The organism is Halochromatium glycolicum (genome assembly GCF_016584085.1).
Classification (GTDB): Bacteria; Pseudomonadota; Gammaproteobacteria; order Chromatiales; family Chromatiaceae; genus Lamprobacter; species Lamprobacter glycolicus.
Genome location: NZ_NRSJ01000020.1, coordinates 21721 through 42030, shown reverse-complemented (window position 1 = coordinate 42030; position 20310 = coordinate 21721). Strand labels below are relative to the sequence as shown.

Here is a 20310-nt window from a genome sequence, read left to right as displayed (position 1 = left end):
GGTTCAGTGCTGATTTCCTGCTTCACCGAGGCCGGTTTCACCGTGCTTTTGCAAGCAACGGCCAGCGCCTTCCTCTCCACAGGCTGACACCGTGGAACTCACGGCGTATGTGGCCAGATTTCTGGCCGCATTTAGATCCCGGTCGTGGGTTGTTCTGCAATCCGGGCACGTCCATTGCCGCATGGATAGCGGCATTTCTTTCTGCACCGAGCCGCAGGCCGAGCATGTCTTGCTGCTCGGATACCAACGATCGGCCACAACCACCAACCCGCCCCGTTGCGCTGCCTTGTAGTCCAACTGCCGCCGGAACTCGAAGAAGCCCATGTCAGCAATAGAGCGGGCCAGATGCCGATTGCTCATCATGCCGCGCACGTTCAGATCCTCGATGCCGATGGTATGAAACCGTCGTGTCACATCGGAGGTCAGTTTGTGCAAGGTATTGGCCCGGATATTGGCAATACGGGCATGAAGCCTTGCCAGCTTCGCGTTGGTTTTGCGCCAGTTGGCCGAGCCTTTCTGCTTGCGGCTCAGGCTGCGGCTCAATCGCTTGAGCCGCTTGAGCAGGGCCGTATGCGCCTTGGGGCCGGGGATGGTTTCTCCCGTCGAGAGCGTTGCCAGTGCCGAGACACCCAAATCCACACCCACCGCGCCTTGGTTTTCGGCTTTGGGAAGGTGCGAATCGTCTTGGGTGTCCACGGTGATACTGACAAACCAACGATCGGCCACACGAGAGACCGTGGCCGATAGAATCTTGCCCGTAAAGCGCAACGACTCCCGCATCCGTACCCAGCCGAGATTGGGGATGCGGATGCGGGAGCCTTCGACGCGAAACTGATCATTGGTGAGGCTGAAACGGTCACGCACGCCCTTCTTGCGAAAGGTCGGATACTTGGCGCGTCCGGCAAAGAAGTTCTTGAAGGCTTCGCCCAACTGCATGATCGCCATTTGCGGGGCGCACTTGGTGACCTCCAGCATCCAAGGGAACTGCTCGCGCTTGATGGCATTCAGTTGTCGGCGCAAAGCGTCCTGCGACGGCCTGGGCAGGCTGTTATCCTCCTTCCATGCTTGATACTGGCGCTGCCACTCGGCCAAAGCCCAGTTATAGGCGAAGCGTGCTGTGCCAGCGGCCTTGGCGAAATGGGTCGCCTGTTTATTGTTGGGCGCAAGCGCAATCTTGTGGGCGATGATCATGTCGCGTCCTCCACGGCTTTTTTCACGCCATCGATCAACTTCTGATTCTTGCGCGAACGACTGCCGTAAAGCCGAGCGCTGAACACGGTGATAATCTCTAGTACATCCTTTGCCAAATCCTCCTCGAACGTGGTGTCCTTGCCCTGGTTGAGGATCAAGACCTCCACATCTTTCGCCTCGCAAATGGCAAACACCAATTCTGCGCCGAAGCGCAAGAGCCGATCCTTGTGGGTAAGGACCAGTCGCCCAACCTGACCGTCAATAACGGCATCAAGCAGCTTCTTCAAACCTTTCTTGTGGTAGTTCATCCCCGACCCAAGATCGGAAATGACCTCAAATGTCCATCCCTGCTGCGCGCAGTAGCGTTCCAGAACCTGCTTCTGGCGTTCCAGATCATCCTTCTGGTCGTGACTAGAAACACGGGCGTAGGCCACGGTACGTCGCGCAGCGTCTTCTTCGCCCCGAAACATCTCGGGTCGAAGTTTCGCCAGGTCGTAACGGCGATGACCGCCCGCTGTGTGCTCCGGTACCAGCTTGCCAGATGCTTCCCAGCGGCGCAGGGTCGTAATGGACACGCCCAACGCCTTGGCGGCATCACCTATGCTAACGTATCTATCCATATTGAAAAGAATAGCGTAGCTTTGGCGGGGTTTCAGGCTAGCTGTTAACACCCTGAACCCGTCAGGCCAAGATGGTCTGACTACGTAGCAGGCGCGCTGCCGGCATGGGAGGAGAACAGCGTCAGCTTCACTGCACCGCCCATGTTGACCAGCTCCGGGCGGCGGCCGGACAGCGCCATGCTGGTACGAACCAGCGTCAAGAACCCTTCACCGCGCGCCTCCATATAGCGGCGTCCGGTAGCCGGGCTCTCGTAGTCGCGCAGAAAGCCGCAAAGGATCTGATTGCGCCGCACCGGCTGACAGCCCGCGTAGAGGTTGTCCTCAGTCAGCGTGTTGTGCAGACCGCCGGGGTTGCGGATCTCGATGCGGTCCGGGAAGACGGTGACGATGACCTGCGCGCCCGCGATCGCGTAGTCGCGATGGGCCAGCGCATTGACCACCGACTCCTGCACCGCGAAGTCGCTGTACGCGGGCCGATCCACTCTCCCCAGGCCGTCCTTGACGGAGACCGTGTTGAGCAATGGACTGTTGCGCAGATAGGTCAGCACCCACTCGATCTGCTCCACCACGGTGCCCGTGACCCGTTTCGCGTCCAGCGTGTTGCCGTCGGCATCGGCATGGTCGTAGACGGCCAGGTCCACGTAGGCGCCGGACACGTGTAGGTCTGGTCGGGCGGAGAACAGCAGCACGCCCACATTGGTCGGGTGCCAATCGCCGTCGTCACCCTGCACGGCCAGCTTCAGGTTGCCCAGCAAGCGCTCGTAGCTCAGCGCCGGGTCCGCGATGGGCTCATGAAAGCGGCGTCGGTAGTAGGTCTCGAACCGGGTGCTATCGAGCGCGTCCAGGCCCGCGCCGAGGACGGGCCGCTCCTCGAACGGCAACATGAGCTGTCGGCTCGCGAGCAGCCGCCCCAGTTGCTCGGCCGGAATCGGTGTGCGATGGCTGCCGACACGCCTCAGGAAGCGCCCGTCGCTGGTCTGATGCACGTAGTAGCGCGCCCGCGGAACATAGACCCGCAGACACAGCCGGCGCTCGCCGTTGGCGTCGGGCAGCAGCAGCCAATCCAGGTGGGGCTCGATGGGCGGTACGCAGTGATCGAGGGCGCACTGGACCACGAACTGCTCGAGCTTGTCGCGCTTGTCGGCGTTGATGCCGAGGACCTTGCCATCTTCGCTGACGCCAAAGACCACCAGTCCGCCTTCGGTGTTCGCCATGGAGACGAAGGCCTCGGCGATGACCTCGTCGGCTCTGCCCTCATCGCTCGCGAAGCGCACCTGATCTCCCTTACACACGACCTCCATACAATCAAGGAACGTGTCCTCGCCCGCGGCGATCTCCGACAGCAGGTCGGCTTCATCATCGTAAAGGCTTTGAGTTCCGCCAATCATTCACGGAACTCAATCATTCCCATCTCGAACAAGAAGCGTGACGGCTCCTTTGACCATCCGTTGTACCTCTTGCCAAAGCTCATCGTCAGCGTTTCGAGAGTGCGGGTTATCGCGACGAAGCAGTTCCGGCGTTCTTCCTGCATCTCTCGGCTATCATCCCCGGATTTCTTGCTCTGAAACGACGGCAACTGATCCTCCGCCATGCCGATCAGGTAGACATGCGGAAATTCCAATCCCTTTGAGCCGTGAATCGTAAGACACCGTACCGAGCCTGAAGGCGCCTCCGGGGTCTTATTGGCCAGCGCAAGCTCTTGAAGAAATTGCCCGAGTGGAAGTGCATAAGCTTCCTCCTCACCCCCGATCTCGCGCACGATGCTGTCCCATACTTTGCGTTCCGTTGCGTACTCTGCATACTGCTCTTTCCCGCCCTCCTCGGCTGTACGCTCGACCGTGTCGAAGTGATCCAACGCAATGGCTGCAAACTCGGCGTATCGACCGCTGACCAGCGCATGGACCGCTTGCGTCAGCCCCCCGGGTACTGCCGCACCTTCAGCGACCAGAGCACCGAGCGCTTCCAATTGGTCCCCGTTCAGTCCCGCCGCGAACCTCGCGAGATCCTCGCCACTGACGTCCTGGTCGACACAATCCGACAGCGCCTTTGTGACCGTTGAGGCCAGCTCGTCGTCCGAACGTACCAGGGCTAGTTTCAAGGCCGATGTCACAAACCGCATCGGTGGACTCTCGAACCGGGACTTTCGCCGCTGTATGTGGTTAGGCACCGACAGCGCGCCAAACGCGTCCTGCACCCGCTCCAAGAGCCTGGTAGAACGCGCCAAGACGGCAATGTCCGAAGCTTCTGCGCCATCGCTCAGCCGTGTCGCCACGTGTTCCGCAATACCTTCCGCTTCCTTCCAGTCGTCTTCGAACCCAAGAAGCTCGACGGCGTTTGCGCCGGACCCTGCCTTCATGGAAAGCAAAGGCCTCTTATGCTGCGAACGGTCGCTGTTGTGGACGATCAGCGCATTCGCCAATTCCACCACCTGCGGCGGGCATCTGTAGTTCTCCGGCAGTTGGATGGTCGTCAACGCATAATCCTGTTCTAGCTGCCTCACCCGCGCCGGGCTCGCCCCGTTCCACTGATAAATGATCTGGTCGTCGTCCCCAACGATAAAGAGGTTGGCGTCCGCGTCTGGCACGAGAACCCGAAGCAATCGATACTGCACGAGGTTCGTGTCCTGGAACTCGTCCACGCACACGTATCGGTAGACCGTCCGTAGCTGTTTGCTGACGCGTGGCCGCACGCGAAGCAACTCCTCGCAAAAATAGAGGATGGACCCGTAGTCGAGGCAGTTTTGCTCTTTCAAAACGTCCTTGTAGCGCACAAAGAGGGTTTGAAGCTGCCTTCCCGCCTCAGCGTCCTTGACCAATGTCGGGACGTCCGCGTCGGGTGTGACGTTTCTCAGCAGAAAGTCGATGGCCTTCAGGGCCTTTTCAGCCGATACCACCTTGGTGAGTTCGTCAGCTTTTTCGTCAAGCACCGACTTGAGGATGTCGACACGCTCGCCCTCCTCGAGTATTGCGAAATCCGGACTCAAACCGAAATGGCTACCGTGCTGCCGCAGGATGTCGGTCGCGAACGAGTGGAAAGTTGTCAGAAGCACTCTATCTCGCGCTTCCGGCACCAGTTTCAGCAGGCGCTCCCGCATTTCGGCTGCCGCCTTCCTTGTGAAGGTGAGGCAGAGTATGCGGAAGGACTCGTCGCGTCCCTGCTCGACCAGCCGGCCAACCCGCGCGGTAAGCGTCGCTGTCTTCCCGGAGCCAGGTCCCGCCAAGACAAGAAGCGGCCCCGTATTCCATTGCGCCGCCGCGAGCTGGTTCGGGTTCAAGTGTTCAAGAATACTCATGCTTTATCCCCTGCAAGCGCGATGGCCTTTGACAAGCACTCGGCGATCTCCCGAGGGACGGAGCCGGCGCCGCGGGAAATCATCTCTGCAACGACGGCGTGGGCCGCAGCGGGCTTACCATTGTTCGGCAGACATCGACATAGTTGACCAGCGTACGCCTCATCGCTCTCACCAACTGTGATGTATCGCGGTCGGTTCTGGTCGCTCGCGTGATCCTCATAGACGTCGATGAAACCATTTCGACATAGGTATGGTTCTATAGGGTCGCCATCCGGAAGCAACGTCAAGTGCGATGCTTCCGGCCGTGACCCCAACACATCACGAGCCTTTTTAATGTTTTTCGCTCCAGCCGAGTCACCGTCTGAGAAGACGTGCCATTCGATACCAAGGGAATCCGCCGCGGCGATGAAAAGCGAGAGGTCGCTCTGTGCATAGTCGACAATTCGGATAGCGGCCTGTTCGAGCTCGATTCTAAGCACTCGGGCTGCGCCGCTGAGAAGAATTACGTCGGTTTCTCCTTCAACCAAGATCCACACCCTAGCAAAGAAAAGCTCGCCACGCGTCCGTCTAACAAAGTAGTCGAACTTCTGAAGCTGCCGCGCATTGAGAAGGTCCGATGGTATCGCGCCAACCTTGACCGCTCCGTCCCTTTTGTACAACCGTCGGATGGAGTAGATATCCACTTCGGACAGCAAATCGCCCGAATGTGTCGCGACCAGTACTTGCCCGTCAATGTCTTGGATTACCTTCCAAAGTGCGCGGACGGCATTCGGATGCAAGTGGGCTTCGGGCTCTTCCAGCGCGACAATGGGCTTCGATTCCAGAACCCGCTGCTTCCTGGCCAACTCGGATTTCAGAAACGCGTCAAAAAGCATCAACACGGCGAGACTCTGTGTTCCCTCTCCATGCCGCCCAATTGGCAGCCGCGCGCCCGTAGCGGAAGCGATGTTGACCTGAGTGCGGTTCAGCATATCGAAGACCCGTGCGGGTATAGCATCCACGCTGACGACGTCCTCGGCGCCGACGCCAAGTGCGACCAACTGCTGCACCTTGCCGAGGTGGTCCCGAACACCTTTGAAGGTTCCGTGAGCCTCGATAATCTGTGCGTTGATATCCTCCAGCTTCGCTTCGATGGTCGCCTTCGTCGTATCGTCGATCTGGGAGTTCTTGACGAAGGGGGACCAGAACTGGGAGGTACGCGAGAACTCCCTCCCGGCATCACGCAGTGCCGAGAGGTAGAACAGAGGGCGCAACTGTTGAAGGTTGCTCAGGCGGGCTCGGTTCTTCGCTGGCAACGGGTTTCCGGCAGCGTCGAGAAACTCGAATGTGGTGTCGATCTCCTGAGTGACATTCGAGTACTCGGCGCTGACACGCAGCTGAATCCGGCTGCGGTCATCGGGCGGCACAAGGGCGATAACCCCAGCGTCCCCTCCAAGGCGTTGTTCGATCTCCTCTGACCACTCGCCAGGCGTTTCCTCCTCGAACGTGAGCGTGATGACGATCAACGGTGCCGTCGTCGGGTCCGCAGCACGACTGTCGAAGTGAAGGTCGAACTCGTCGAACGGCGCCGCGCGACCGCCGGACCGTAGTGTGTGTAAGCATGCGCGTAGCGCGTGCAGGACGCTGGTCTTGCCGCAATTGTTCTCGCCGACCAGCACCGTCGTGGACCCGAGCGCAAGCTCCAGCGTCTTGATGCCGCGGTAGTTTTCGATCTTCAAATTGGTCAGCAGCATCACGCACCCCCTCGCGCCGCGCGCTTCTCGGCCAGGGTCAGGTGGTGGTCGTTGATGCGCTCACCCTGGAAGACGGGGTACCAGGGGGCGCTTTCGACGTCCTTGCCGCGGTCCTTCTTCCAGTGGATGTTGGGCTTGGCGCGCAGCACACCGGCGCCCTTCTTGCCCACGTCGCCGGCGAGCATGAAGGGGCGGATGTTGAGGCGTACGCCGTCGTTGAGGTCCGGCTCCCAGCCGATGGGCTGCTGCTCGACGGGCTTCCAGCGCACGAAGATGTCGAGCGGGGCCTCACCTTCCAGGATGGCTTCCAGCTTGGTCTTGAGGGCCTTGGCGGCGGCCAGGCGCTCGTCGGCGCCCTGCTGGCCGTCGGCGGCGGCGCGCTCCTGCATCCGAATCCAGTCGCCCAGGTAGGTATAGATCAGCCGCTCCAGGTTGGCGCGGTCGAGCCTGTGGTAGTTGACCAGGGCCGCGAAGCCGTCCTTGAGCCCGTCCCAGATGTGCCAGATGAAGGGGCGGTGATGGAACAGCTTGCAGTGCTGCTGGAAGAAGGCGTCGCGCAGCCAGACGTCCAGGCCCTTGCCCTGGGCGCCCGACTCGGCCAGAAGCTTGCCCAGGGTGCCGGCGGTCCAGTCGTCACCGTAGGCCGCCTCCAGCAGGCCCAGCAGGCGCTCGTGGGCCGCGGGCTCGCCGCGGATGGCGGGCAGGCAGCAGATGCCGTCGTCGTCGCTGAAGGGGTCGAGCTTGCGGGTCTCGGCGACCAGGGCGCGGGATTCGTCCGAGAGTGCCATCACGCAATCTTTCTCGGCCGGCCAGCGGAAACCAATTAACCGTCCTACGGCAACGTGCAGCGGGTGCCGCGATCGATAAGGATGTCCGTGGAAAATCCACTGAAAAGGATCGGGTGAGAATGTGCGCGGAAAGCTGAGTCCTTCATTTGCCCTGACCGCATCGACCCAATAATCACGATCAAACGAAACCTTCAGCAGCGCCGCATTCGTGATATACAAACCTCTGTTAACTTCTTTTACGCTTTCTCTGTACTGCTCCGAAGAAAGGAAGGCCCAAATAGCATCGAGGTCCCTTGTTTCTTTTGGAACGACTACTGCAACGGGGTTATCAAATTTCGCGCCAAGATACACTGTTGCTCTTAAAGTCATTTGACCCACTGCAATCCCACATCTACCCCAAGCGCGATTCCCGCTTTCATGCATATCATGCAGCCGATACCGAGTAGCTGCTGCATACTCGTGCAACTGCCCTGCCCCGCCCTGCCAGAATATGGCTCCTGTGTAACCTGAGATCGAACCAGCATCGTCGGTGCTTGACGTCTGAAAGAAATCCCATTCACCTGAACCGAATGGAATTTCCCACCAGTTTGCAACGAATCGGTTCGCGTCTCCGGTGCGGAGTCCCTGATAGCATTCAGCGTGTTCAGCCAGAAGAGCTCCTTTCTCGATTACAGAAGTACTACCGAAAACGGAATCCGGGTTAAGACACATAGCATTCTGTTTGAGAATGGTAGCGCTACCATCGCTGAGGTGGCGCGCCTTTTCGTGCGCATCCGAATCACGCGGCACATCGATGCATGTTATCATTTGCTCCGAGATTGGAGTTGATGCGGTCATTATGAACAAGCCGACGTTCACCACCTCGCCGGATATAGCTTCGAATGCGCCCGTCCCCAGCCTTGCAACGAGTTCCCACGTTGCGCTTTCAAGCAGGCAAACCCTGAAGCTCTTATAGCGCGCCATGTACAGTACATTCTGCGGCATCACCGCCGCTACAGGGCACCTCTCCGGAAGCTGGTCTAGAAACCTGGAGAGAAACACATACCCAAGCTCGTTCTTGCTCTTCGCGAAACGACCATCGAAATAGTCCATCAATTTCTTGGATTGCCTCTGCCGCGTCAAATACGGCACGTTAGTGACAACACAGTGGTAGCGGTCCGCGAGCAATCGAGCCGCCTGCGCCAACCCAGCCGCAAGCACTCCTAGCTCCTGCTGCTGCGCATCCTCCGACCCCAGCGCCCGCTCCAAGAGCGGCTCGACCCGAACCCAGCTCAACTGTAGAAGGTCGTCCCCCAACGCCCGCCGAGGATCGATCAGGCTGCCGAGAGTCGGTGCGTCCTTGAACAGGTCGTACAGCCGCTCCAGTGCGTGCTCCAGGTCGACGTCACCCTCGGCGAGCCGCAGCCAGTCGGCCTTCGGGGCGTGGATGCCGAGCCCGGAGCAGGCGAGATTCAGCGCCGGCAGTGGCCGATAACCGCCAGCATCGGGCCAGCGCCAGGCGGTCAGGGCCAGCGCGAAGGCGGCGATCTCGACGCACCGCTGGTCCAGCTCCAGGCCGTGCAGGTTATCGCGCAGTACCGCATCGACGGCGGTGCGGGCGTCGAGCCCTTCGAGCGCCTTGCGCATCGGCACCAGCATCTGCAACGCGGCCACGAGGAAGTGCCCGGAGCCGCAGCAGGGGTCCATGACCTTCAGCTCGCCGAGATGCTCGGGCCAGGCGTCGAAGGTGCCGGCGGCGGGCGTCCAGGCGTCGTCCTCTTCCTTCACGAAGCGCAGATACTCCAGCGGCACGCCGGGGATCGCGGCCTTGCGGCGCAGCGCCTCCTCGCTCTCGGCGCTGCGCAGGTCGTCCGCGTTCAGCCGCCGGGCGGCCCACCAGGCGCCGAGGCTGTTGTCGAGCAAGAAGGCGACCATGTAGGGCTCGGTGAAGAGCTGGGTGACGGCGGGCAGCTCGTCGGCGCCGATCTTGACCTCGGAGCGGTTGACGGCGTCTTTGCGCTTGGTCTGCCAGAACTGGTAGACCCAGCCGAGGCTGTCGGCGGCCTGGAAGGTGTCCGGGTGCAGACCGGCCAGCCGATGCTCCAGGGCGCGCTGGTGCTCAGGGGCGAGCTTCAGCGCCAGCACCGGACTGTCCGGGCGGAAGATCTGCGGCAGCATGCGGGAGGCATAGCGCCCGGCCAGCTCCCAGCCGTCCGCGGCGCCCTCGTCCCGGGCCAGCTCGTTGCACTCGTCCAGGGTCAGCGCGACGCCGTCGGGGTGCATCAACAGGCCGTTCTCGGCCAGGAAGCGGGCAAAGAGCATGCGGTGCCAGTGCTCGTAGGCGGTCTCCTGCACCAGCTTGTCGATAGCCTGATGCGCGTCGGGACGGCGCTGATCCCCGAGCTGGCGGCCGTGGGCGCGCAGGCGGCGGCGCAGGGCGCGCTCGGCGTCGGTCAGATGCTTGGGCGCGTCCGCGTCGCCGACACCGAGGTGCATCAGCGCGGCGCGGGCGGCCTCTTCCGCCGTGTCCCGGGCGTCGACGACGGCCTCTTCCAGTTGCCTGCGCAGCGGTTTGGCGAGGGGGTCCATGAGGAAAGCTCCTTGGTGATGGATCGAGCTGGGCTTGCGCGGGCGCGCGTCAGGCTCCAGTCGGGAGCCCCTGCGCGGTGTCAGGAAATGCCTTGCGTAGACCGCTGTCGGCCGTGAACAGAGGGGTGCCGAGATGCTGGCCGACCAGACTCGATCGCGGCGCGGATCGCGTCGAGGTCGAGGGGCGGCAGGTCCAGCTCGCGGCGCAAGGCGCGGATCTGGGCGAGCTGCTGCTCGGGATCGGTCCGTTGCACGCACAGTGCCCGCTCGAGGGTCGCGATCAGCTCGCCGTTGATGCTGCGATGATGCGCCTGGGCGTTGGTCTTGAGGCGCTGGTAGAGATCGTCCGGAAGGTTCTTGACAGTCACGGCCGGCATGATGGCAACCAGAATGCAGGTGTTTTACTGTCAATCATCCGGCGGTAGGTCAATTACCGTCAATCCTATCGGTCAGATCATCACCGGCCCGTCGCTGAGCTTGCCCCGGATGCGCTCCTCGGCCTCCTTGAGCCAGGCGGCCAGCTCCGCCTCGTCCCGCAGCGTGCGGCGGGGGAGATCCACGCGCTGCACCTTGGGCTCCAATAGCTTGGCGACTTCGAGGCGCACCTGCTCGAACCGGCTCTTGAGCGCCCGGGTGCGGTCGGCCCACTGGGAGAGCGAGCAGTGCTCCAGCTCCTCGAGGATGCTCTCGGCGGTGGCGGCATCCACCGAAACGGTCTGGTCGAGGCCGTGCTTGACCAGAATCGCGGTGCGCTGATCGGGTGAAAGCTGCTGCCAATCGCTGTCGTGATCCAGTGCCGCCATCTCCGCGTCGTAGGTCTTCCGATACGCCTCGACGTGGTGGTTGAGACTGCTGCGCAGCAGGTCCACCGTGTTGTCGAGCAGGGCCTGAGCCGGGTCGTGGTCGGCGAGCAGTGCCCGCTGTTGCTCGATCTCCCTGGCCTCGGCCTGCAGCTCCTCGGATGGACCCAGGTCCTTGGCGTGGTTCAAGAGGTCGTGCACGAGGGTCCAGGTCGGCCAGCGTTTGGCGATCTGTTCGCCGGTGGCTGTCCAGTCCTTGCTGTGCTGGATCAGGGTATCGCGCTGGCTGTATAGCTCAGCGAGCAGGGCGTTGCCGGCGAGCGCCCCCAGGTCGTCGAGCCGCTTTTGGTCCGGCAGCGCCGGTTTCGGCGCCTCGCCGCCGGCTTTGCTGGCCAGGTCTCGCAGGGTACGCAGCAGCGCCGGCGCCTTGTCGACCTCCTGGCCCGGCTGGCAGCCGACACCGGCGGCCTGGAAGACCTTGCGGATCTGGATCTTCTGCACCGGGCTGATGGTGACGGTCTCGGGCTTGAAGCTGCTCTGGGTGATCTGTTTGCGCTCCAGGCCCTTAGCGTCCACCGCTTTGCCGAGGTTGTTCAGCGCCAGCACGTGGCCGCTGGCGAGCAGGGCATAGAGGGCACCGTCGATGGCATCCTGGGGCCAGCCGTGCGGCGGTGCCTTGAAGTGCTCGCGCACGTCGCTGCCCTTCTTGCCGGCACCCAGGTGCTTGAGGATGGCGGCGCAGACCGGGTGCTGGTCCGTGTCGGCGCTGTGCTTGATGGGCTGCAGGGGCTGGGTCTCGCCTTTGCGCGAGCGCTCGATGACCTTGTCCCAGCCCACCTGGTCGGCGGTGTCGAAGTCGCCGTAGAGGCGCACGACGGACGCAGCGCCAGCGGCCTGCAGTTTGTCGCTCAGGTCGGTGCCATCCACGACCGAGCCGCCGCCTTGATAGACCTGCGCGCCGCCGACGACGGTCTTGACGATCTGGGCAATACGGCGGTCCGCGTCGTTGCGGCGGGTCTCCATGGCGGAGCGGGCATCCTGGCCCTCGGGCGTCGCCGGCACGCCGCGGGTGTCCAACGTGAGCCGGGCGGCCTTGTGCTCGATGATGGCCGCGCGCAGCTCGTTGCGGCTCTGGGCCGGCAGGAAGACGAAGATGGTCGGGCTGGTGGGGCCGGCGTTGCGCGCATCGCCTTTGATCTCGGTCTCGGAGCTGCTCCAGCCGTCGCGGAACCAGGCGACGATCTGCTTGTCGGCGTCCGCCGGCAGGCTGTCGTCGTAGCAGGGGGTGAGGGTCCGCACCTCCTTGGTCTGCCCTTGGGTCAGGTGCACGCCCTTGAGCGCCTCCCGGTAGGCGGTCTTGAAGAGATCGATACGCTCCATCTCGAGGCGCTGGGTATTCGACGACAGCTCGGAGACCTGCTTGCGATATTCGTCGTGCCAGGCGCTGCTCTCGGCGGTCTGCAGGCGGTATTCGGTGCCCGAGGCGGTGGCGATGGCCATCACCAGCCCGTCGGTGTTGTGCAGCTCATCCAGCAGGCCGGGGATGCGCTTGCGCAGGGCACTGGAGCCGCCCGCCAGCTCGGTGACCAGCAGGTCCGCCAGGCTGTCCTCGGTGGCACGCAGACCGATGTCCGCCATCGGGTCGGTGGGCAGCTTGCCGATCAGGTAGATGAGCTTGAGCAGACTGGCCTTGAGCTGCGCGTCGGCGTCGCCGGCGGCGAGCTTGCCGATGCGGTCGTAGACCTCTCGTGAGAGCAGCCCGGTCTGCAGCAGGTCCGTGCTGAGCTGGTCGTAGATGAAGTCGCCGGAGACCACCTGGCCGAGGGGCTGCTCGGCGGTGGCGCAGGCGGCCTCGTGGACGATGCGGAGCTGGTTGCGGAGCTGGGAGATGGTGCCGGACTCGTCGAGCTTGTGCAGGACCTTCTCCCAGAATCGGCGGCGCACCGGCAGCAGCGGGTAGTCCGCGACCATGATGGGCTCGTCCTGCGTGGTGTGCTCCAGCTTGGTGCCGCGCAGGTGGCGGGAGATCTCGCCGAGGTTGTCGGTCAGGGTCGTCTGGATCGCGGGGATCGCGCCCTGCGTTTTCTGCAGGATGATCTTGCGGATGACGGCCTCGACGTCCGTGTCGGAGAGCTGCACCGGCACCGTGAAGCGGCCCTTGATCTTCTGCAGTGACGGGGTGCCGGACATGGCGGTCTGCCCGGTGCCGACGAACAGCAGGCGCCCGCCGAAGTGCTTGCTGCAGGACTCGACCACCTCCTGGATGCTGTAGGCGCGGTCGCCGCTGTTGCCGATGAACTGCTGGACTTCATCGAGCACGATGAGGGTCAGCGGGAAGCCGTTATCATTCGTGAGCGCATCCTTGACAGCGCGGATCATCTCGTCGTTCGAGACATCCTGTACCTCCGGATACTGGGCGATCAGGCGGTCGCCCACGCTCATGGCGTCCGGGGCCAGCTCGGGCTTGGCGGCGAGCAGGGCCGAATGGAGGTCGTCGGAGACGAACAGATCCGGGAGCTCCTGCTCCAGGCTGGTGCCCTTGCTCGCCAGGGCGTCTTCGACCCTGTCGAGGATGCCTTCACGCCGCAGCCACATCATCAGGCGCGCCTGGTTGTACTTCTCGGGCAGGCCGGCGGACCTAAAGACGATCCCGAGCAGGGCGAGACGCACGTTGTTGCCGGCACCGGAGCCGAGCTTGCCGGAGGCGGCGTGCAGGCCGCCGTAGCGTTTCGATTGGGTGTTCAGCTCCCGGAGATGGTCCTTGATCTCGGTCGGGAGCCGGGCAACGCTGCGGGCCGTGGCGCCGTCGTCGAACGGGAGATCGACCCAGAGGGCGCGAAGCATCTTGGCCAGATGCGACTTACCGCTGCCGTAGAAGCCGCTGATCCAGACGCCGGGCTGTTCGGGGGCGCTGCCGAGGTTGCCGAGGTAGGTTTCGAGGATCTTCTGCAGGCCCTTTTCGTATTCGCCGTCGCAGACGAAGGTGTCCAGCTCGTAGCGGAGGATCGCCAATGCGGCCTTGGAGCGGTCTTCCGAGACCTCGGCCACGCCGTTGTTGATCAGTCGGTTGGCCAGAGGATCCTTGCTATAGATCGCCCGATTCTTCATGGTCAACTCCTTATTCAGTCCGCGGTGATCGCATGCGCCATGTAGTCCCAGCCATCGCGGGCATCGAGCAAGCGGTAGATGTTGCCGTCCTTCTCACCGGGAAAGAAGACGACGAGGCGCCCATTGATGGCAGACGCGGCGCCGTTCACGACCTCGGAGACGCTGGAGACCCCGAACAGGGTGCCGACCCCGGCAAGGGCGACCACCTCGTCGGCCGGCGCCGCGGCGACCTGCGCGCGGGTCTGCTTGACGAGGTGCGCCGTGAACTCGGCCAGGCGGCCTTCGGGGTACCCCGCGAGCAGCGTGGGACGGCGAAAATACTTCTCGCGGTAGCGGTGGGCGGCCATCCACTGCGGGAAGGCTCCGGTCAGGTCGAGCAGCCTCCAGCCATGGCCGGCGTCGCGGGTGCGTAGCTCGAACTCGTCGATGTAGATGCGTAAGCGCAATTCATCGGCGGGCGGGTAGACGACGAAGATCACGCGCTCGATGCCCGATAGTCCGGCCGGCCACGGGGTGGCGATGTGATCGGCGTAGCGTTCGACGAGACGGTCAAGCCTGCTCATTGAGCCACTCCCGTTCCTGCTCGGTCAGATAGTTCGGGAAGCGGACCTCCATCACGGCGCCGGTGCGGCGGAACACCAGCAGCCCGCACAGCGCCGCCGCCTGGGTCAGCTCGATCAGCCGTTCCTCGGGAAGATCGAGCACACGCACCCAGTCGCTGGTCAAGAGGCGCTGGGCGAGACGCCCCTCAAGATAGGCCAGGAACAGGGCGAACGCGACGTTCACCGGCGTGATCTCGGGCTGTGTGCGGACCTTCTTGACGCGCCCGGTCAGATAGCCGGCCCGGGTCCAGGTGCCGTTCACGCGCTGAGCGATGGCCTCGACCGAGGTGGCGCTGAAGCGGCCCTCGCCCCAGGTGGCGAACCGTTCAGCCATCTGGTCCCGGGATACGCGGACGCCGGGCCGGGCCTCGAGGATGAGCGGGGCGCTGAGTCGAAGCAACGCATCCCGCGCCAGCGCCATCGACAGCGCCAGCACCGGCTGACTCGGCGCATCGCTGTGCCACAAGCGCCGCAGGACCCGGAACAGACAGACGTTGGGATCGAGGGCATAGAGGCCGCACAAATGCTCAAAGCCGAGCTTGCGGGCCTTCAGTGACGGCTTGTCGAGCAGGTTGGTGTCAACCACCGCGGCCCGGTAGTCGGCCTGTTCGGCATCCTCGGGTAGCGCGTCCAGTAGGCGCTGCAGCTCCGGGAGCATCATCGTCCGTGCCGCGTGGACACCGCCTCGACCGAACTTGAAGCCGAACCGGAGCAGCGCCTCGGTCTGTTCAGTCGCGAACACTGTTGCACATCTCCGTTGCGGATCGCCAGGAGGCGCTACGGTTTCGCGACTATGATCGGCACAGCGCCGGCGCGTCTGGAAGGCGGCGACCAGAAAATGCCCGGAACCGCAGCAGGGGGCCGTCGGCTTCAGCTCGCCGAGGTGCTCGGGCCAGTCGTCGAAGGTGTCGGCGGCGCGGGGGTTTGGCGAGGGGGTCCATGGGGGTGGCTCCTTGGTGCTTTGATTGGGCGTTCAATCTGGCCGTTGGATCAGTCAAAGTGGCCAAACCTGTTGTAGCCCAGTATCTCATCGTCGCTGCGAGTGTCGAGGACGGGCAGGGACCAGACTGCACGACGGAGCCAGTCGAGCGCTTCGTCGATCTGGGGCTCGGAGCCGCCAAGCTGTGCCAATTGGCGCGCAGTCTCTCGCTCAAGCAGCGCCTTGAGTGCCTCATGCACCAAGGCCGTTGGTTCTTTGATGCCGCTGAGTGCTTGGGCACGCTGCAGCAGGTCGTCATCGATATCGACTGTCACGCGCATGTCTGTTACTTCGCAATGCCCAAGAACACGGCGAGGGCGCGCTCGATCTCGACCAGCTTGTCGAGATCGATGCGCCCGAAGACGGGGCCGATCTTGTCGCGTTTCACCGTCATCGCTTTATCGACCATGACCTGAGAGGGCTGCTTCAGGCCATTATCCGCGCTGGGCTCGAGCGTGATGCGAAACAGCGGCGCCGCGACCAGTGTGCTGGTCACCGGCAGTACCGTCCGGGTGGCATGCTCCTGGAATTGATCGGCCTGGATCACCAACGCCGGACGCGGCTTGCCGAAGTCACCGGACAGGGCGATGGTCACCAGGTCGCCGCGCGTCATGCGGTCCAGCCCTCCAGATCGGTGAGGGCTTCGTCCAGCCAATGCTGCATGTCGCTATCTGCGGCATCCGCTTGGGCCGCAAGGCGAGACTGTCGGCGACATTCCTCCGCGAAGCCTGCCCGGCGCGTATCAGGCACCCAAATCTGTACCGGACGCAGCCCCGCCCGGCGCAGCGCCTCGCGGTGCCTTTGGACGCGTGCGTTGACCTCTGTGGATGCCATCGCTCCCTCCGTCGTGTTTGCGTTACATGAAACAGCTTAGAGGGTCGATGCGTTACATGCAACGCCGCGCTTCAGGTGGCGGGCGCCATCGCACGAAGCGCCTCCATCAGGCCTCTGAGGCTGATGGCCTCCAACTGCGCTGAGACCGGATACTGATCCTCGCCGGCATGCACCAGAAAGGCTCGCTGTGGCTTGATGTCTTCACAGGCCTGATGAAAACCGCGCTCAACCTTGGCCGCGAGGCTCCGTTTCACCTCGATGGCCCAGCGCGTCCCGTCATTGTGCTCCAGCAACAGATCGATCTCGGCGCCGCGGCTGGTTCGATAGAAGAAAGCGGATGAGCGCCAGGGCAAGACCGAGAGCAGGTTTTCCAGCACATAGCCCTCCCAGCTGTAGCCGACGACCGGATGTCCGGCGAGCTGCTCCAGAGTTTCGAGCCCGAGCAGCGCATGCACCAGCCCGCTGTCGCGGACATAGACCTTCGGCGATTTCACCAGGCGCTTGCCGATGTTGGCATGAAAGGGTCGCAGTCGCCTGACCAGCAAGAGATCGCAAAGCAGATCGATATAGCGCGTGACGGACTGGGTGCTCACCTCCAGCGCCCGCGCCAGCTCGGAGGCGTTCAGCAGTGTTCCCTGGCGATGGGCGAGCATGGTCCAGAGTCGCTCCAGGGTGGTCGCGGGAATGCGCGGCCCGAACATCGGCACGTCGCGCTCGAGATAGGTGCGAATGAAGTCCCTGCGCAGCGCCAGGCTCTCGCCGTCGCTCGCGGCCAGGTAGCTGTCTGGGAAGCCCCCGCGCAGCCAGAGGCGCTCGCGCGCCGCGCGCGTATCCTCGATCTCCAGCGCGGAGAACGGATCGAGATGGATATAGGCGATGCGTCCCGCCAGTGTCTCGCCCGACTGTCGCAGCAGGTCGAGCGAAGCCGAGCCGAGGATGAGGAACCGCCCCTTGCCTTTGCCCTTACGGCGCCCCTTGTCGATGATGCCGCGCAGGCCCTGAAACAGCTCGGGCATGCGGTGGATCTCGTCCAGGATCACCAGTCGGTCCTCGACGTTGTCGAGAAACAGTGTCGGACTCGACAAGCGGGAGCGGTCGTCTGGGTCTTCCAGGTCCAGATAGAGCGCGTTGCTTGCCTCGCCGATTGCCAGCGCGAGCGTCGTCTTGCCGACCTGGCGCGGCCCGATCAGCGCGACCGCTGCCTGACGGCTCAGTGCCGCGGCAACCTCATCGGTGACAAGTCGAGAGAGCATCGGCGCAAATTATCCATCGCGTGGAAAGATTGCAACAATAACCTGCTAGACCATCACCGGCCTATCCGCGAGCTTGGCGCGGATGCGCACCTCGGCCTCGGCGAGCCAGTCGGCGAGCTCGGCCTCGTCGGTGAGGGTGCGGCGCGGGAGGTCGACGCGCTGCACCTTGGGCTCCAGCAGCCGGGCGGCGTCCATGCGCGCTTGCTCGAAGCAGCGTTTGCAGCTGGGTCCAGTTCAGCCAACACTGGCTGATCTGCTCGCCGGTGGCTTGCCAGTCCTGGAGGCTCTGAATCAGGGTGTCGCGCTGGCTGTAAAGCTCGGCCAGCAGGGCATTGCCGGTCGGGAAGGCCGGCGGACCTGAAGACGATGCCGAGCAGGGCGAGACGCACGTTGTTGCCGGCGCCGGCGCCGGAGCAGGAACAGGGCGAACGCGACGTTCACTGGCGTGATCTCAGGCTGTGTGCGGATTGGTCCGCCAGCCGCAGGCCAGGCCCCGGGCGCCAGCAATGCCGGCAAGTTGGAAGAGCAGGCGACGCAGAACGGCGCTTGTGGCCAGCCATGAGAGCCGCCTTCCTTAACGGCCTCAGCCTTGGCCGCGCTCAGCGTTGGCCGCGTCGCCCTTGTTCACATAGTCGACCGCGGGCGACTCGTCCCGGCGACCTTCGCGCCCGAATGCGCGATAGGCGAGCACCAGGTAGGTGATCACCATGACCGCTGAGATCAGGATCAGGATCAGGCCGACAGTCCACATGTCGGGGTCCAGATAGAAGGCCCCGAGCAGGAACAGCAGCCCGACGAAGGCGAACATCAGACTGTAGAAGAGTGTCGGCTGGGAGCAGCAGACCGCCGCCTTTTGCCACCAAGGCATCTGACCCCAGTGCTTGCGCGTCTTATGAGCCATGATCAACCTCCTGCTGCGGCACTATCGAGATCATTCCCCATAGCCGGTCTTGGCGCGCGCTTCCATGTCGGCCATGTAGACCTTCGCCTCTTCGCCGGGATTGGGTAAGCCGGCGACGGTCCAGGCCTCGACCGGCCCTCCGAACCAGGCCAGCAGGCAGTCCGACTCCAGCTCGAGCTCGCGGCAGAGCGTACGCTGCACCGGCAAGGTCCCGGCCTGATTGAAATGCGCACGCAGCCGATCGATGATCCGCCAATGGGCGTCGTCGAGCTCACCGATATCGACACGCCAGGCAAGCTGTTTGGCCACCTCTGGGTTCCACTGCGCCGGGTCAGCGAGAAAGCCGTCCTGATCCAGTAGGGCATCAATGTTGTTCGGATCGCTCATCGGACACCTCCTGCGATGGGAAAGATTGACACTCGACGATCAGCCGTCTCCGGGCCAGCCGTAGCGGACCCCTCCTTGGCCATGCCGGCTCCCTCCTTGGCCATGCCGGCTCGCTCGCGGTCGCCGCGCGCCGTTCGCTGAACCCCGGGCTCGCCGAAGGCGATCTCGAGCGGGATCAGGCTGTTGGGGATCAGACTGCCGGGGATCGGGCTGTTGCGGATCAGGCCGGCTCGTAGACGCGCACTTGCGAGCGCGCATCGGAGGCCACCGGACTCGGCACCGCCGGCGCTGTGCGCAGCTCCTGCGCCCAGACCGCAAGATGCAGGGTCTCCCCGCTGTGGTTGAGCCAGTCGATCCACTGACGCGAAACCAGGCACGGCTGTTCGCTGCCGCGACCAGAGCCGCCAGAACCTTCAGCGACGGCGCTCGGATCGCCGATCCCGACGTCGAGGTAGGCCAAGGCCCAGTCACGGTCGTCGACGACGAGATCGTTGATGGTCAAGTTCACACCGTCAGCGGTCTCGGCAGTCCAGCCCATCAGGGTTTCGGCGCGCAGTAGATCGTCCGCTGACAGATCGGTCTCGATGCCGAGGTCCGCTGGAACCTCGGTATCCAGCTCCTCGGTCGGCGCTGGAGGCGGATCGACGCCGTCTTCAGGATCGATCTCGGCCCGCCAATGCGCGTCCCAAGCCGGTGGCAGCGCCTCTTCGTCACCGAATCCGGCGATCCCGTCCTCGGTCGCCAGCGTCGGGCTCGATCGCAGGGTTTCGGCATCGGCGTCCAGATCGAGCTCGGCGCGGGCCTCGTCGTAACCGGTCACCATCCGCGGGGCGAGCAGCAGCTCGCGCTCCGGCGCCCAACCCTCGGCCTCGGCCGATAGCAGGCTCAGCGTCCAGTTGTCGGTATCGAGCAAGACATCGCGCAGACCCGCCGTCATGCCGTCACGGGTGCGCAACCTCCACCCGAGGAGCGTATTCACTGAGAGAAAGCTTTGGTTCATATCGGTCTCCGATCAGTCTTCGCGCCCGCTGCGCTGCCGATGGCGCGAGATCAGGGGCTCGGCCTGTTCTTCACGCCAGAGTGCATGGCACGCGGGGGAGCAGAAGGCCAGCGTGTAGTCCTGACCTTCGGGATGCAGCGCCTCATCGGGCGGGACCTCGCGCTGACACTGCTCGCAGCGCAGCGGCGTCGGCCATTCGCCTCCCTGATCTGCTTTGTCTTCGTCGGTCACCATCAAAACCCTCGCTTGCAATA

19 protein-coding genes are annotated in these 20310 nt (G+C 63.5%); all 19 read right to left on the bottom strand.

What is annotated here, in order from left to right; all coding sequences use genetic code 11:
* Window positions 1–3: 3 nt before the first annotated feature.
* Window positions 4–1191: an RNA-guided endonuclease InsQ/TnpB family protein gene (locus CKO40_RS12065; protein WP_200346467.1), complete on the bottom strand. Its 1188-nt coding sequence runs from the start codon at window positions 1189–1191 to the stop codon at window positions 4–6.
* Complete coding sequence (locus CKO40_RS12060; protein WP_200346466.1) at window positions 1188–1811, bottom strand: IS607 family transposase; 624 nt, start codon at window positions 1809–1811, stop codon at window positions 1188–1190. Before CKO40_RS12060 ends, CKO40_RS12065 begins: the two co-directional genes overlap by 4 nt.
* Window positions 1812–1891: 80 nt before the next feature.
* The gene (locus tag CKO40_RS12055) at window positions 1892–3199 is read right to left on the bottom strand and encodes an ATP-binding protein (RefSeq protein WP_200346465.1); all 1308 of its coding nucleotides are present in this window, start codon (window positions 3197–3199) and stop codon (window positions 1892–1894) included.
* Window positions 3196–5103, bottom strand: a complete 1908-nt coding sequence (locus CKO40_RS12050) for an ATP-dependent helicase (RefSeq protein WP_200346464.1) — start codon at window positions 5101–5103, stop codon at window positions 3196–3198. Before CKO40_RS12050 ends, CKO40_RS12055 begins: the two co-directional genes overlap by 4 nt.
* On the bottom strand, window positions 5100–6836 hold the full coding sequence (locus CKO40_RS12045; protein WP_200346463.1) for an ATP-dependent nuclease: 1737 nt from the start codon (window positions 6834–6836) through the stop codon (window positions 5100–5102). Before CKO40_RS12045 ends, CKO40_RS12050 begins: the two co-directional genes overlap by 4 nt.
* Window positions 6836–10192 carry an N-6 DNA methylase gene (locus CKO40_RS12040; RefSeq protein ID WP_200346462.1) on the bottom strand — a complete coding sequence of 1119 codons (3357 nt, stop codon included), beginning with the start codon at window positions 10190–10192 and terminating at the stop codon, window positions 6836–6838. The genes CKO40_RS12045 and CKO40_RS12040 overlap by 1 nt, the downstream gene beginning before the upstream one ends.
* Before the next feature lie 80 nt (window positions 10193–10272).
* Complete coding sequence (locus CKO40_RS12035; RefSeq protein WP_200346461.1) at window positions 10273–10569, bottom strand: FitA-like ribbon-helix-helix domain-containing protein; 297 nt, start codon at window positions 10567–10569, stop codon at window positions 10273–10275.
* 72 nt (window positions 10570–10641) lie between these two features.
* Complete coding sequence (gene brxC / locus CKO40_RS12030) at window positions 10642–14100, bottom strand: BREX system P-loop protein BrxC (protein ID WP_200346460.1); 3459 nt, start codon at window positions 14098–14100, stop codon at window positions 10642–10644.
* A 14-nt stretch (window positions 14101–14114) separates the two neighbouring features.
* Window positions 14115–14663, bottom strand: coding sequence for a BREX protein BrxB domain-containing protein (locus tag CKO40_RS12025; protein WP_200346459.1), 549 nt, complete (start codon window positions 14661–14663; stop codon window positions 14115–14117).
* Window positions 14650–15444: a hypothetical protein gene (locus CKO40_RS12020; protein WP_200346458.1), complete on the bottom strand. Its 795-nt coding sequence runs from the start codon at window positions 15442–15444 to the stop codon at window positions 14650–14652. The genes CKO40_RS12025 and CKO40_RS12020 overlap by 14 nt, the downstream gene beginning before the upstream one ends.
* A 248-nt stretch (window positions 15445–15692) precedes the next feature.
* Window positions 15693–15962, bottom strand: coding sequence for a type II toxin-antitoxin system VapB family antitoxin (locus tag CKO40_RS12015; RefSeq protein WP_200346457.1), 270 nt, complete (start codon window positions 15960–15962; stop codon window positions 15693–15695).
* A gap of 5 nt (window positions 15963–15967) precedes the next feature.
* The gene (locus CKO40_RS12010; RefSeq protein ID WP_200346456.1) at window positions 15968–16294 is read right to left on the bottom strand and encodes a type II toxin-antitoxin system PemK/MazF family toxin; all 327 of its coding nucleotides are present in this window, start codon (window positions 16292–16294) and stop codon (window positions 15968–15970) included.
* Window positions 16291–16515: an antitoxin MazE family protein gene (locus CKO40_RS12005; protein WP_200346455.1), complete on the bottom strand. Its 225-nt coding sequence runs from the start codon at window positions 16513–16515 to the stop codon at window positions 16291–16293. Before CKO40_RS12005 ends, CKO40_RS12010 begins: the two co-directional genes overlap by 4 nt.
* 71 nt (window positions 16516–16586) lie before the next feature.
* The gene (locus CKO40_RS12000) at window positions 16587–17768 is read right to left on the bottom strand and encodes an ATP-binding protein (protein ID WP_200346454.1); all 1182 of its coding nucleotides are present in this window, start codon (window positions 17766–17768) and stop codon (window positions 16587–16589) included.
* Between the two features lie 45 nt (window positions 17769–17813).
* Complete coding sequence (locus CKO40_RS11995; protein WP_200346453.1) at window positions 17814–17963, bottom strand: hypothetical protein; 150 nt, start codon at window positions 17961–17963, stop codon at window positions 17814–17816.
* A gap of 388 nt (window positions 17964–18351) precedes the next feature.
* Window positions 18352–18669: a hypothetical protein gene (locus tag CKO40_RS11990; RefSeq protein ID WP_200346452.1), complete on the bottom strand. Its 318-nt coding sequence runs from the start codon at window positions 18667–18669 to the stop codon at window positions 18352–18354.
* Between the two features lie 30 nt (window positions 18670–18699).
* Complete coding sequence (locus tag CKO40_RS11985; RefSeq protein WP_200346451.1) at window positions 18700–19056, bottom strand: TusE/DsrC/DsvC family sulfur relay protein; 357 nt, start codon at window positions 19054–19056, stop codon at window positions 18700–18702.
* Between the two features lie 220 nt (window positions 19057–19276).
* A complete protein-coding gene (locus tag CKO40_RS11980; RefSeq protein WP_200346450.1) occupies window positions 19277–20056 on the bottom strand; it encodes a hypothetical protein in 780 nt (259 codons plus the stop codon).
* 12 nt (window positions 20057–20068) lie between these two features.
* On the bottom strand, window positions 20069–20287 hold the full coding sequence (locus CKO40_RS11975) for a hypothetical protein (RefSeq protein WP_200346449.1): 219 nt from the start codon (window positions 20285–20287) through the stop codon (window positions 20069–20071).
* Window positions 20288–20310: the final 23 nt, after the last annotated feature.